At 62.9% G+C, this 13442-nt stretch carries 11 protein-coding genes; 10 read left to right on the top strand and 1 reads right to left on the bottom strand.

Annotation, left to right across the window (positions count from 1 at the left end; translation table 11 throughout):
* Positions 1 to 7: 7 nt before the first annotated feature.
* The gene (locus tag Q0030_RS00170) at positions 8 to 2047 is read right to left on the bottom strand and encodes an NADPH-dependent 2,4-dienoyl-CoA reductase (RefSeq protein WP_298361737.1); all 2040 of its coding nucleotides are present in this window, start codon (positions 2045 to 2047) and stop codon (positions 8 to 10) included.
* Between the two features lie 97 nt (positions 2048 to 2144).
* Here Q0030_RS00170 and Q0030_RS00175 point away from each other — a divergent pair, with 97 nt between their 5' ends.
* From Q0030_RS00175 to Q0030_RS00220, 10 genes are read left to right on the top strand one after another with little or no spacing between them, the layout of a single operon-like run.
* Positions 2145 to 3326, top strand: coding sequence for an acyl-CoA dehydrogenase family protein (locus Q0030_RS00175; RefSeq protein WP_298361740.1), 1182 nt, complete (start codon positions 2145 to 2147; stop codon positions 3324 to 3326).
* On the top strand, positions 3323 to 4102 hold the full coding sequence (locus Q0030_RS00180) for an enoyl-CoA hydratase/isomerase family protein (RefSeq protein ID WP_298361743.1): 780 nt from the start codon (positions 3323 to 3325) through the stop codon (positions 4100 to 4102). The genes Q0030_RS00175 and Q0030_RS00180 overlap by 4 nt, the downstream gene beginning before the upstream one ends.
* Positions 4103 to 4116: 14 nt before the next feature.
* The gene (locus Q0030_RS00185) at positions 4117 to 5277 is read left to right on the top strand and encodes an acyl-CoA dehydrogenase family protein (RefSeq protein ID WP_298361746.1); all 1161 of its coding nucleotides are present in this window, start codon (positions 4117 to 4119) and stop codon (positions 5275 to 5277) included.
* A 26-nt stretch (positions 5278 to 5303) separates the two neighbouring features.
* Positions 5304 to 6695, top strand: a complete 1392-nt coding sequence (locus Q0030_RS00190; protein WP_298361749.1) for a phenylacetate--CoA ligase family protein — start codon at positions 5304 to 5306, stop codon at positions 6693 to 6695.
* Positions 6692 to 8299, top strand: coding sequence for a carboxyl transferase domain-containing protein (locus tag Q0030_RS00195; RefSeq protein WP_298361752.1), 1608 nt, complete (start codon positions 6692 to 6694; stop codon positions 8297 to 8299). Before Q0030_RS00190 ends, Q0030_RS00195 begins: the two co-directional genes overlap by 4 nt.
* Positions 8300 to 8309: 10 nt before the next feature.
* Positions 8310 to 10325, top strand: coding sequence for a biotin carboxylase N-terminal domain-containing protein (locus Q0030_RS00200; RefSeq protein ID WP_298361754.1), 2016 nt, complete (start codon positions 8310 to 8312; stop codon positions 10323 to 10325).
* A complete protein-coding gene (locus Q0030_RS00205; RefSeq protein ID WP_298361757.1) occupies positions 10322 to 11281 on the top strand; it encodes a hydroxymethylglutaryl-CoA lyase in 960 nt (319 codons plus the stop codon). The genes Q0030_RS00200 and Q0030_RS00205 overlap by 4 nt, the downstream gene beginning before the upstream one ends.
* 11 nt (positions 11282 to 11292) lie before the next feature.
* Complete coding sequence (locus Q0030_RS00210; RefSeq protein ID WP_298361760.1) at positions 11293 to 12207, top strand: SDR family NAD(P)-dependent oxidoreductase; 915 nt, start codon at positions 11293 to 11295, stop codon at positions 12205 to 12207.
* On the top strand, positions 12207 to 13010 hold the full coding sequence (locus tag Q0030_RS00215; protein ID WP_298361762.1) for a citryl-CoA lyase: 804 nt from the start codon (positions 12207 to 12209) through the stop codon (positions 13008 to 13010). The genes Q0030_RS00210 and Q0030_RS00215 overlap by 1 nt, the downstream gene beginning before the upstream one ends.
* Before the next feature lie 3 nt (positions 13011 to 13013).
* Positions 13014 to 13349 carry a hypothetical protein gene (locus tag Q0030_RS00220; RefSeq protein WP_298361765.1) on the top strand — a complete coding sequence of 112 codons (336 nt, stop codon included), beginning with the start codon at positions 13014 to 13016 and terminating at the stop codon, positions 13347 to 13349.
* Positions 13350 to 13442 lie beyond the last annotated feature (93 nt).

Raw genomic sequence — 13442 nt, forward strand, 5'->3', positions numbered from 1 at the left:
TTTCCAATCACAACGACTGCGCCAGCCTGTGGCCTTCATTGATCGCTCGCAAGGCATCGAGTTCCGCCGCCTCGGCTGCACCGCCGATGATCGAGGTGGGAATACCTCGGACCACAAGCGCCTCATACAGCGCCCGCTCAGGTTCCTGTCCGGTACACAGAACAATCGTGTCGGCGGCGATGACTCTTGTCTTGCCGTTCGAAGTGACGTGGAGCCCCTCGTCGTCGATCCGCTCATAAATCACACCCGCCAAGATCTCCACCCCGTGTTTGCGCAATGCGTTGCGCAGGATCCAACCGGTCGAAACACCAAGCCCCTGTCCCGGCTTGCTCGTCTTGCGTTGAAGCATCACCACTCTCCGTTTTGCCGGCATGTTGGCCAGCGGATCACCCGCCAGCGCGCCGACGCTCCTGAACTGTCCGTCCACGCCCCATGTTTGGAAAAAAGCCGCAACCTCGTTGGTCTTGGCTGCAGGGGTCACGAGAAATTCCGCTACGTCATGGCCGATGCCACCCGCGCCCATGATGGCCACGTACTGTCCTGCTTCGCGTTCGCCGGTGAGGATCTCGGCATAAGTCACAACGTTGGGATGGTCTATGCCCGGTAGGTCAGGGATGCGCGGAGTCACCCCGGTGGCGATCACCACATGGTCGTATCCGGTTAAGTCGTCCAGGCTCGCGCGTTGGCCCAGCCGTAGGCTGACGCCGTGCTTGTTCATCTGACCGGTATAGTAGCGCAGGGTTTCGTCGAACTCGTTCTTGCCCGGGACCGCGCGGGCCAGGTTGAGCTGTCCTCCCAGGCAGTCTTTGGCCTCGAAAAGCGTGACCGTGTGGCCAAGCCGTGCGGCCTCGACCGCGGTGGCCATACCCGCTGCCCCACCCCCGACGATCGCCACGTTCTTCGGGGACACACTTCTTGTGTCGCGGAATTCCATCTCGCGACCGGCGCGCGGATTGACAAGGCAACTTGCGGGACGGTCCGAGAAGATGAAATCCAGACACGCCTGATTACAGGCGATACAGGTGTTAATTTCATCGGCCCGACCCTCGCGCACTTTGCGTACGAAATGCGGGTCGGCAAGAAAAGGCCGGGCCATGGACACCAAGTCGGCATCGCCCGAGGCCAGAATGTCCTCTGCAATTTCCGGGGTATTGATCCGGTTTGACGCCACCACCGGGATCGACACTGCCGCCTTCACATTCGCCGCCGCCTTCCGCCAGGCGCCACGCGGTACCGGATAGGCGATCGTCGGCACGCGCGCCTCGTGCCAGCCGATCCCGGTGTTCAGTATGTCGGCGCCGGCGGCCTCGATCTTGCGAGCCAGCGCAGCGATCTCCTCGACGGGCGCGCCGCCCTCGACAAGATCGGCCGCCGAAATCCGATAGATGATCAGGAAATCCGGGCCGCAGCGGCCGCGCACCGCGCGCACGATTTCCACCGGGAAGCGGTGCCGGTTGTCGGCGCTGCCGCCCCAGCCGTCTTCGCGCTTGTTGGTATGGGTGACGGCGAATTCGTTGATCAGATAGCCTTCAGACCCCATTACTTCGACACCATCGAAACCGGCGACCTGCGCGTTGAGCGCTGCCTGGGCGAAATCGTCGATGGTGCGCCGAATATCCTCCTCACTCATTTCGCGCGGGGAAAACCGGTTGATCGGCGCCCGGATCGCCGAGGGAGCCACGCATTCCTCGATCTTGGCATAGCGTCCCGCATGCAGAAGCTGCGCGCAGATCAGGCTACCTTCGGCATGAACCGCATCGCAGATCGGGCGAAGCTTCAGCGCCTTGACCGCATCGTCGAGCCGCGGCCCTTCGTAATCGAGCATCCCCTCCCGATTGGGAGAGAAGCCGCCGGTGACGATCACCGCCGCCTCCCCGCGGGCCCGTTCGGCATAGAAGGCAGCTTGCCGGGCGACGCCGTCCGGTTCGGCTTCCAGCCTCGTGTGCATCGACCCCATGATGACGCGGTTACGCAGCCTGTGTCGTCCGGCGGTGATGGAAGACAGCAGATTTGCGTAAGCGGGGCTGCCGGAATTCTTATCGAACATGGTTCCTCCCGTTGTTCTTCCAGCTCGGTCTTGCCAAGCATTCTAACATTTGTTAGGTTTTTGAAAAGCAAGATTTAAAGTGCGGGAGGACCAGCACGTGCAGTTTCAACCGACCGAAGACCAGCAGGCATTCCGAGAGACAGCGCAGCGTTTCGCGCGTGAGAAACTGCTCGAAAGCTATCAGAAACGAGCCGCCGAACACGTGATGGATCGCGCGCTGGTCAAGGAGATGGGGTCACTTGGGCTGATCGGCGCCGATCTGCCCGAGAAGTTCGGCGGGTTGGGCGAAAGCTCGGTCACGGCTGGATTGATCGTCGAGGAAATCGCGCGGGCCGACTTTAACGTCAGCTACATCCAGCTTCTGGGGTCGCTGATGGGCGGCATGGTCGCGAAACACGCATCGCCCGAAATCGCCAAGGAATGGATGGCCCGTGTCACGGCGGGTGAGGCGGTGATCGGGCTGGGATTGACCGAGCCGCGCGGCGGATCGGACGCGGCGAATCTGCAACTCAGGGCCACCAAATCCGGCAATGGCTGGCGGCTGAACGGCGAGAAGACCTCGATGAGCTTCGCCGCGCAGGCCGATGCGGCAGTCGTCTTTGCCCGCACCGGTGATCCTGAGGGCGGCTCGCGCGGGGTGAGCGCATTTTTTGTGGATCTCAATGAAAAGGGCATCAAGCGAACCCATTTCAACGATATCGGTACCAAGCCCGTGGGGCGCGGTTCGGTTTTTTTCGACGACGTCTTTATCCCCTCGCAATGCCTGATGGCCGAGCAGGATCGCGCCTTCGGCACGATCATGGCGGGCTTCGACTATTCCAGAGCCCTGATCGGGCTGCAATGTCTAGGCGCGGCGCAGGCCTCGGTGGACGAAACCTGGGCTTATGTCCAAGAACGTGAGGCCTTCGGCGCGCCGCTGGCGCAGTATCAGGGCGTCAGCTTCCCGCTGGCCGAAGCCGAAACGCAGCTCACCATGATGCGTCAGCTTTGCTACTACACGCTCGATCTGCGCGACCGTGGCCTGCCGCACACCAAGGAGGCGGCGATGTGCAAGTGGTACGTGCCGAAGACCGCTTGCGAGATCATCCATCAGTGCCTGATCCTGCACGGCCATTATGGCTACACCACAGACCTGCCTCACCATCAGCGCTACAACGACGTTCTGGGCCTGCAAATCGGCGACGGTACTGCGCAAATCCAGAAGCTCGTCATCGCCCGCGAAAAGGTCGGCCGCATCGCGCTGCAATACGACAAAAAGGGGAAGGGAGGTTCGAAATGAGCGATCCCGTCAATGTCAGCGTCGAGGGCAGCGTCGGCATTATCGAGCTTGCCCGCCCCGAGAAGTCCAACTGCCTGTCGCTAAAGGCGCATGAGTGTATCTCCAGGGCCCGCGAAAGGTTTGAGGCTGACCGCAACGTTCGCTCGATCCTGATCTGCGCGCAGGGAAAGCACTTCTGCACTGGCGCCGATCTGACCGAGGTGAAAAGCAAGCTGATGGACGCGCGCGCGCTGGACTATTTCATCGCCTTTGGCATGGAAGGGTTTCGCAAGCTGGAACAGAGCCGTCTCCCCGTGATCGTCGCGGTGCAGGGCCTTTGCCTGGCCGGTGGGCTCGAGCTGATGCTGTCCTGCGATGTCTGTTTCGCCGCGGAAAGCGCTCAGTTCGGCGACCAGCACGCGCAGTTCGGGCTGATTCCCGGCTGGGGTGGCAGCCAGCGGCTTACCCGGCTGATGGGCCTGCGCCGGGCGCTCGACCTGATGTTCTCGGCCCGCTGGCTGAATGCGGACGAGGCAAAGGAGGCTGGACTGGTGAACTACATCGTGCCGGATGAAGAGCTGCGCCAGGCGGCGCTGGCCTATTGCCAGAAGATCGCCACGCGCTCGCGTCCCGGCATTGCCGAGATGAAACGTCTGGCGCGCGAGGGTGCCGACATGGCGACCGACCAGCAGATGCGGCTGGAGCGCGACGCTGCCGTGCGCGCGCTGCCCAGCGTGGATGTAACGGAAGGCCTAAATGCGTTCGAAAATCGGCGCACGCCGGCCTTCAAAGCCTAACAATGGGTGCGGGAATGGATTTCAAGCTGAACGACGAGCAGCGCCAGATCTACGAATATGGTGGGCAGCTCGCGCAGAAATTCGACAATGCCTATTGGCTGGATCATGCTCGTCGCCACGCCTTCCCCAAGGAGATGTTCCAGCAGATCGCCAAGGACGGCTTCCTAGGCACAATGGTGCCCCAGGAATATGGCGGCGCCGGCCTCGGTATGATGGAAATGGCGCTGTTCATGGAGGGCACCGCCAATCACGGCATTCCGCTTCTGATGATGGTGGTGGGCCCGACTATGTCGCTGGCCCATATCGCGCATCACGGGACAGATTTCCACAAGAAGGATCTGCTGCCGGCCGCCTGCCGCGGCGAGATTCAGTTCTGCTTCGCAATCACCGAACCGGGGGCGGGATCGAACACGATCAAGGCCACCACGCTGGCCAAGCGGAAGGGCAACCGCTTTGCGCTGTCAGGGGAAAAAACCTTCATCACCGGAGCGGATGTCTCGGATTATTGTCTCGTGGTTGCCCGCACCCAGCCGCATACTGAAATCAAGCGCAAGACCGACGGGTTCACGCTGTTCGTCGTGGATCTGAAGAAAAAAGGCGTCGAAATGCAGCGGGTGAAGGTCTCGATCCCGCTCCCGGAAGAACAATGGACACTGTTCTTCAATGAGGTGGATCTCGGCCCCGAGGACATCGTCGGCGAGGTAGACCAGGGGTTTTCGATCCTGTTCGACTCTCTCAACCCCGAGCGCATCATCCTGGCGGCCCTTTGCTGCGGGATTGGCCGGTTCGCCTTAGGGAAGGCCGTGGCCTATGCTTCCGAGCGCAACGTCTTCGGCCAGCCGATCGGCGCGCATCAAGGCGTGCAGCATCCGATGGCCAAAGCTCATACAGCGGTCGAGATGGCGAGCCTGATGACCCGCCGCGCAGCCTGGGAATTCGATAACAAGCTTCCCGCCGGCGCTTCATCGAACATGGCGAAATATGCCGCCGCCGAGGCCGGGATCGAAGCCGTGGACGCCGCCCTTCAGGCGCATGGCGGGTCGGGTTTTACGGAAGATACCGGACTCTACGAGCTTTATCCTCTGGTCCGCCTGCTGCGCACCGCCCCGGTAAATCGTGAACTGTGCCTCAGCTTCATCGGCGAGAAGGTCATGGGTTTACCGCGGTCCTACTGAGCCAGCAACCGGAGAGGGAGAACGTCATGGAGTTCGGAATGCGGTTTCGCCGCGCCGATGCCGGAATGAAAGTGAATGCCCGTTTCTGGCATGATGTCGAGGGAATGCCGCTCGACGAAGTACGAAAGATACAGGAACGGAAGCTGGTGGAGCAGATGGCCTATCTCAAGGCCAACTCGTCCTTCTACCAGGATAAATTCGCCGAGGCTGGCGTCGAATTCGATGAAATTCGCACCATTGAGGATCTGCAAAAGCTTCCCTTTACTTACAAGACCGAGATTCGAGAAAGCCTGTCGGCCGAGCCACCTTTCGGTCGCCATCGCGCCGCGCCCGTGGCCGACATCACCCAGATGCAAGCCTCGTCAGGTACGACCGGCAGCCCATCTTACGTAGCGCTAACAGAATCCGATGCCGAGATGTGGCACGAGATGAGCGCTCGATGCTTCTTCGCCAACGGCGTGCGGCCCGGCGACATGGTGCTTCACGCTTTCTCGCTCGCCAAGGGTTTTGTCGGCGGCATCCCGTTGATGCAGGGACTGCAATATATGGGCGCCATAGACGTGCCCATCGGGGCCGATGGCGGCGTCGACCGGCTCTTGCGCGCCTGTGCCGACATACGCCCGCGCTGCATTGCCGGAGCGCCGAATTTCGTGATCCACTTAGCCGAAAAGGCCGAAGAGATGCTGGGCGCCCCAGCGAGCAGACTGGGCGTGGAACGAGTCGTCGTCGGCGGCGAGCCGGGCGGCGGGATTCCGGCGATCCGCACCAAAATCGAAAAACTGTGGGGTGCGAAATGCACCGAAATGCTCGGCGGCACTGATCTGGGCGTGACCTACTGGGCCGAATGCGACGAGCAGTCGGGTATGCACATGGTCAACATGGATTACATCATCACCGAGCTGCTTCACCCCGATACAGGTGAGATCCTTGCCTGGGAGGACGGCGCCAAGGGTGAGATGATCTATACCGCACTCGGTCGTCGCGCGAGCCCGCTGGTGCGGTTTCGGTCTGGCGATTTCATCGAAGTGCTCGGCACGACCTGCTCCTGCGGCCGGACGGGCCCGAAGATCCGCTGCACCGGGCGCACCGACGACATGCTGATCGTGCGTGGGGCCAACGTCTTCCCCTCGGCGATCAACAGCGTTGTCAATGAGATGGTGCCAGAAACGAACGGCGTGATGCGTGTGGTGGCCGATTTCGAGGGCCACACCACGCAGGAGCCGCTGAAAATCATCGTCGAGCGCGGCCCCGCTCGCAAGCCCGAGGGCGATCCGACTCTCAAGAAGAAGATCGAGCAGCGCATGCGCGACGCTTTGGTCTTCAAGGCCGATGTCCGGATCGTCGATCCCGACACCTTCGAAAAGCCGGGCGCGGCCAAGGTGGCCTTCGTGTTGAGAAAGTACCCCGACCTGCCATGACAAAGCTGAAATCCCTAATCAACACCGGCTCGGAAAACTTCCGGGCGAACGATGCGCATTACCGCGCCAAGGTCGCGGAGCTGCACGCGCTGCGGCGCAGGCAGCGCGTCGGCGGGCCGGAAAGCGCACGGGAACGCCATGTGAAGAAGGGCAAGATCCTGCCGCGCGAACGTGTCGAGCGGTTGATCGACCCGGGCATGCCGTTTCTAGAGCTCGGCGAACTGGCCGGCCTCGACAAATATGACGGCGTGCCGCCCGGCGCGGGGATCATCACCGGCATCGGCGTGATCGAGGGTCGCCACTGCATGATCATCGCCAACGACGCCACCGTGAAGGGCGGCACGTATTTTGGCATGACCTGCCGAAAGCACGTGCGTGCCCAGCGGATCGCCTGGGCCAATCGCCTGCCGGTGGTGACATTGGTCGATTCCGGGGGCGCGTTTCTGCCTGATCAGAAGAACATCTTCCCCGACGAAGGCCAGTTCGGCTCGATATTTCACAACCAAGTCGGGATGTCAGGCGACGGCGTACCGCAGATCGCCGTGGTCATGGGACCCTGCACCGCCGGCGGCGCCTATATCCCGGCGCTTTGCGACGAGGTGGTCATCGTGCGCGGCCAAGGCTTTATGTATCTTGGCGGGCCGGAACTCACCTTCGCCGCAACTGGCGAGAAGGTCGACAACGAGACCCTTGGTGGCGCCAAGATGCACTGCTCGGTCTCGGGCGTGACCGACCATCTGGCCGAGGACGACGCCCACGCGCTCGCCATCACGCGAGAGATCGTCAAGCACCTGGGCGAGAAGGCCTCCCCGTGCAAGACGCCGGCGCCGCCGCGCCCACCGGCCTACCCGGTGGAAGAGATCCACGGCATCCTCAGCCGTGATCCTAAAGTACCAACTGAGAACCGCGAGATCGTCGCGCGGCTAGTCGACGGCAGCGAGTTTCATGAGTTCAAGCCGCTCTACGGCGACACTTTGATGACCGGCTGGGGCCGCATTCACGGGCATGAGGCGGGGATCCTCGCCAATACCGGCGTGCTGTTCGTCGAAGCGGCGCTGAAGGCCACGCATTTCATCAATCTCTGCGTGCAGCGCGACATCCCGCTGCTGTTCCTGGCTGATGTCAATGGCTTCATGGTGGGCCGCGAGGTGGAGCAGATGGGCATCGCCAAGGCGGGCGCGAAGATGATCACCGCCATGTCCTCCGCTCGGGTGCCAAAATTCACCATCATCACCGGCGGTTCGTATGGAGCCGGATACCTGGCTATGCTGGGCCGCCCCTTCGAGCCTGACGCGATGTTTGCCTGGCCAACGGGTCGTGCCGCTATCATGGGTCCCGAACAGGCAGCGAGCGTGTTGGCCCAGGTGCGTGCCCAGATCAACGAGCGCGAGGGCAGGACCTGGACGAGGGAGGAGGAAGAAGCCTTCAAGGCGCCGATCCGAAAGGAGTACGAGGATTTCCAGGGCGCCTACAATTTCGCGTCGAACCTCTGGATCGATAGCGTGATCGAACCAGCAGAGACGCGCGAGGTGATGGCGCTGATGCTCGACATCACGTCACGACGGCCGAAGATTGAAACCCATTTCGGCGTGTTTCGGATGTGAGGCGGCCGTAGTGAAGATCAAGAAGCTTCTCATCGCCAATCGCGGCGAAATCGCCTGCCGGATCGCCCGTACCGCGCGGAGCTGCGGCGTCATCCCCGTCGGGGTCCATTCCGAAGCCGATGCCAACGCGCTCCACGTGCGCGAGATCGGCCGCTCGATCTGCATCGGCGGCGGGCCGGCATCGGAAAGCTACCTGCGCATCGACGCTGTGCTGGCCGCGGCGAAGGCCGCCGGGGCAGACGCCGTCCATCCCGGCTACGGCTTCCTCGCCGAGAACCCCGAATTCGCCCGCGCGGTCGAGGCCGCCGGCATGATCTTCATCGGGCCCACGCCGGAAACCCTGGAACGCTTTGGCGACAAGGCCAGCGCCAAGCATACCGCCATCGCGGCCAGCGTGCCGGTGATCTCGGGCGCCGCGGGCGCCCTGTCCGATCCCGATAAGATCGCCGCCGAAGTGCGCCGGATGGGGCTGCCCGTGCTGCTCAAGGCCGTGGGCGGCGGCGGCGGACGCGGGCAGCGGCTCGTGATCGACGAGAAGACCCTGGCCGCTGACATTGAGGGAGCGCTGCGCGAGGCGAAGTCCACCTTCGGTTCGGAAGGTCTCCTGCTGGAACGGTTCCTGCCTGAGGCCCGCCATGTAGAGGTGCAGATCGCCGGCGACGGCAAGGGCCATGTCGTGCATCTGTTCGAGCGCGACTGCACGCTCCAGCGCCGTCACCAGAAGGTGATCGAGGAGGCGCCCGCATGGGGCCTTCCCCGCGAGCTTCTCGACGCGATCGCCCGTGACGCGGTGCGCCTTGGCGAGACGCTCGACTACCGCGGCCTGGGCACGGTGGAGTTCCTGGTGGCGGGCGAGGAATACTTCTTCCTCGAGGTGAACCCGCGCATCCAGGTCGAACACCCCGTGACTGAGGCGATCACCGGGCTCGACCTCGTGGCGCTGCACCTGCGCATCGCCGAAGGCGCGGGGCTCGGTCTGACCCAGGACGACCTGTCGATCGACGGCCACGCCATCGAGGCGCGCCTCTACGCCGAAGACCCAGCGATGCACTTCGCTCCGTCCACCGGCTCGCTGACCACTCTGAGCCTGCCCGACGGTCTTCGCATCGACAGCGGCGTCGAGGCAGGCGATGCCGTCACCCCCTATTATGATCCGATGATCGCCAAGCTGATCATCCACGCGCCCGACCGCGAGACGGCACTGGCGCGGCTTGCGCAGGCGCTGGATCACGTCGCGGTCGAAGGCGTCGAGACCAACCGCGCCTTCCTCGCCGCGCTAGCCCGCAACGCCGATTTCGAGCGAATGAACGTCCACACCCGCTGGATCGATGAGCGGCTGGACGATCTGACCGCGCCGACGGAAGTGCCGGGCACCCGGCTCTGGAAGGCCATGGCAGCCGTGCTTTTCGTCACCCGTGGACGCGGCGACGGCGCCGCCGAACCGTGGTCAAACCGCGACATCTTCACCAACTGGCGGCTCGGCCTTGGCGGCGACGCGATGGAGGCGGGCCCGCGCGTGATGCTGACCGACGCAGCGGGAAACCGTGAGGAGCTCTGCGTCGGCCGGGTCCGCTCCGGCGACACCTACACGGTTTACGGCAGCGACGGTGCCGCCCTCACTTTCTCCTGCCGTGAGATCGCGCCGGGCCGGTGGCGCGTTGCGCAGGGCAACACGGTAAGCGTGGTAACGGCGTGCCTGCATGGCGGGATGATCGAGATCGACACCGCGCCGGGCCGACTTGTCTTCCGCCCGACCCCGCCGCTGGCCTTTGCCGGTGCCGACGCGGTCGCGGACCGGGCTGTGTTCGCGCCACTGACCGGCATGATCGTCGACGTCAAAGTGTCCGAAGGCGACGCGATAGCGGAAGGCGATGTCGTAGCGGTCCTGGAGTCGATGAAGCTCGAGATCTCCATCAAGGCGTCTGCCTCCGGCATCGCCGCGAATATTGCGGTCTCCAAAGGCATGATGGTGGATCGCGGCCAGACGATTGCCGAGATCATCGAACCTGAATTGGAACACGCATGACCGATTTTCCCAAGTTCGTAGAGTTTCGTGAAGAAGGCCCGCGCGAGGGCTTTCAGATCGAAAGCAAGATCTACCCGATCGAACAGCGGATCGAACTGATCGACATGCTCAGCGAGACGGGGCTGAAGCGCATCCAGGTGGGTAGCTTCGTCAGCCCCAGATACGTGCCGCAGATGGCTGATACGGGCGAGTTGTTCCAGCGCATCAAGCGCAAGCCGGGTGTGAAATACACCGCGCTCTGGCTGAACGAGAAGGGATTCCGCAAGGCACTTACCGCGCATGAGGTTGATATCGACCCGCGGCTCCTTTTCTATCCCTCCGAGGCCTTCGCGCAGTCCAACAACAACTGCTCTTCAGCGGAAATGCGCGAGCGACAGCGCGAGTGGGTGCGGCTGTACAAGCAGACCGGCTTCACTGTCGATGCCGCCTATGTGATGACCGCGTTTGGCTGCAATCTCGAAGGTCCTATCCCGCAAGAGCGGGTGCTGGAGGATTTCCGCTTCGTTCTGCATATCTGTGAAGAAGAGCAGATCCCGGTCCCGATTCTCGTAATCGCAGACACGATGGGTTGGGGCAACCCCGAAGTGGTGAAGCGCATGGTCGGCGCGCTGCGCGAGCTGGCGCCCGAGGCGCGGATAGGGATGCACATTCACGACACGCGCGGGCAGGGCATCGCGAATTTGCATGCCGCCCTAACCATGGGTGTGGACATGTTCGAAACCTCGGTGGCCGGGCTTGGGGGCTGCCCCTTTGCCGGCCACGGCCATGCCCGTGCGGCAGGCAATGTTTGCACAGAGGACGCGGTGTTCCTGTGTCAGGAGCTGGGCATCGAGACGGGCATCGACCTCGACAAGCTGGTCGACGCCGCGCTCAAGGCCGAAGAGATCATCGGTGCGCCTCTGATGGGCCGGGTGATGCATTCCGGCGGTCTCGACAAATTTCGCAAGTCGCAATGAGGAGGTCTGATTTGGGAAAGGCGCTTGATGGAAAGGTGGTGCTGGTCACCGGCGCGGGGGGCGGGATCGGCCGCGACATCGCCCTGATGGCGGCGGCCGAAGGGGCGGCGGTCGTGGTCAACGATTTGGGTGCGTCACTGAAGGGTATCGGCCAGACTGTCACCGCCGCTCAAGCGGTCGTGGACGAAATCAAGGCCGCCGGCGGTCACGCCATCGCCGATGGTGGTAGCGTAACCGAGCCGGACCACGCCCGTGCCATGGTCGAGGCCGCCGTGAAGGAGTTCGGCCGCATCGACGCGGTGGTGAACAATGCGGGAATCTTGCGCGACGGCTATTTCCACAAGATGAGCTACGAGGATTTCGACGCGGTGGTGAAGGTTCACCTTTACGGGGCGTTCAACACCTCGCGCGCCGCAGTCGACTACTTCGATCGAAAGGAAGGCGGGGCCCTGGTGCATATGACCTCGACCTCCGGCCTGATCGGCAACTACGCGCAGGCGAACTACGCCGCCGCCAAGCTGGGCATCGCGGCATTCTCGAAATCGGCCGCGTTGGACCTCAAGCGGTGGAACATTAGGTCGAACTGTATAGCGCCCTTCGCCTGGAGCCGGATGATCTCGTCGATCAAAACTGATACACCCGAACAGGAAGCTAGGGTCGAGAAAATAAAGAAGATGACGCCCGCGAAGGTCGCGCCGATGGCTTGCTACCTGATGAGCGACAGGGCCGCAGACGTCTCAGGCCAGATCTTCGCCGTGCGGATGAACGAAATCTTTCTCATGAGTCAGTCGCGTCCGCTACGCTCGGTTCATTCCGGCGATGGCTGGACGGCGGACGCGATCGCCGAGCGCGCCATTCCCGCGCTCAAGTCACACTTCACACCGCTTGAGGTCTCGGCGGACGTCTTTTCCTGGGATCCGGTCTGATGAGCAAGCGCAAACAGAAAATTACCTCGAATATCGGCTGGAGCACACCCGACAAGATTTGCGTGCGCGGACTGGACCTGCCCAACCAAATCCTGGGCCACATGAACCTCGGCGATCTGGCGTTTCTGCAGTTGACAGGCCGCAAGGCCACGCCCGAGGAAAGCCGCGTGTTCAACGCGATCGTCATCACGCTGGTTGAACATGGCATCACACCGTCCGCCCTGGCCGCACGCATGACCTATATGGGCGCGCCGGAATCGCTTCAGGCCGCCGTCGCGGCGGGGCTCTGCGGGCTGGGCACGGTGTTCGTCGGCTCAATGGAAGGCGCCTCAAAGATGCTGTATGAGGCGCTGCCGCAGGACAAGCTGGGGACCGGCGCCGATCTCGACGCCATTGCCGCCCAAACGGTCGAGGCGTTCCGATCCCGCAGGACAATCGTGCCGGGCCTGGGCCATCCGGTGCACAAGCCGGTCGATCCCCGCGCGCCGCGGCTGTTCCAGATCGCCGCCGAGAACGGCAAGTCGGGCGAATATGTCGCGCTAATCCAGAAGATCCAAGCCGTCGCGGAAAAGGCATCGGGCAAGATGCTGCCGATCAACGCCACCGGCGCGATCGGGGCGATCTGCTGCGAATTCGGCTTCCCATGGAAGATCGTGCGCGGCTTTGGCGTTATGGCGCGTGCGATCGGGCTGGTGGGCCATATCCTCGAGGAAAGCGAGAACCCGATAGCCTATGAGATCTGGCAGCGCGCCGAAGAAGAGATCCTGGAGACCAGCGGCCCCGAAGCGCACAAGGCGATGTAACGGATGCAGGCATCTCTCCCCGACACGCATAACGATCTGCGCGCCGCGCCGCGGGCGCTCTGCGCACAGTTTGCGCCCGAATACCACCGCCAGCATGCCGGGCGTAAACCCCGACGGGGGAGTAGCGAACGAGTTATCGTCCACCATCGTCGACGGCATGGCAGCCTTTTCCGGCCGGAAAAGATACTGTTCGTCGACGATCTACCGCGAGCGCGTAAGATGAAGATCATGCGTCAGGTGCTGCGAGTGGTGTTCGAGAACCAGGATGCTTGCGACCTTTTCGCTCTCGCCAATCCCGAAGCAGCTGACAGGCTTCGCGAGAAACTTGGCAACGCGTGATCGGTCGGAGGGGCTGGGCCCCGGCGGTGATGACGAAGAATGGCAGCTTCAGTCTGATCACGGACTTGGCGTCAGAAGAATGATTGAGGGAGG

The sequence above is a fragment of the uncultured Bradyrhizobium sp. genome, from assembly GCF_947648125.1.
Classification (GTDB): Bacteria; Pseudomonadota; Alphaproteobacteria; order Rhizobiales; family Xanthobacteraceae; genus Bradyrhizobium.

Bases quoted from the DNA above. Each gene is read 5' to 3' on its own strand.
- Q0030_RS00190 (WP_298361749.1), top strand. From the start codon at position 5,304: ATGGAGTTCGGAATGCGGTTTCGCCGCGCCGATGCCGGAATGAAAGTG.
- Q0030_RS00195 (WP_298361752.1), top strand. From the start codon at position 6,692: ATGACAAAGCTGAAATCCCTAATCAACACCGGCTCGGAAAACTTCCGG.
- Q0030_RS00220 (WP_298361765.1), top strand. From the start codon at position 13,014: ATGCAGGCATCTCTCCCCGACACGCATAACGATCTGCGCGCCGCGCCG.
- Q0030_RS00180 (WP_298361743.1), top strand. From the start codon at position 3,323: ATGAGCGATCCCGTCAATGTCAGCGTCGAGGGCAGCGTCGGCATTATC.
- Q0030_RS00170 (WP_298361737.1), bottom strand. From the start codon at position 2,047: ATGTTCGATAAGAATTCCGGCAGCCCCGCTTACGCAAATCTGCTGTCT.
- Q0030_RS00205 (WP_298361757.1), top strand. From the start codon at position 10,322: ATGACCGATTTTCCCAAGTTCGTAGAGTTTCGTGAAGAAGGCCCGCGC.
- Q0030_RS00185 (WP_298361746.1), top strand. From the start codon at position 4,117: ATGGATTTCAAGCTGAACGACGAGCAGCGCCAGATCTACGAATATGGT.
- Q0030_RS00215 (WP_298361762.1), top strand. From the start codon at position 12,207: ATGAGCAAGCGCAAACAGAAAATTACCTCGAATATCGGCTGGAGCACA.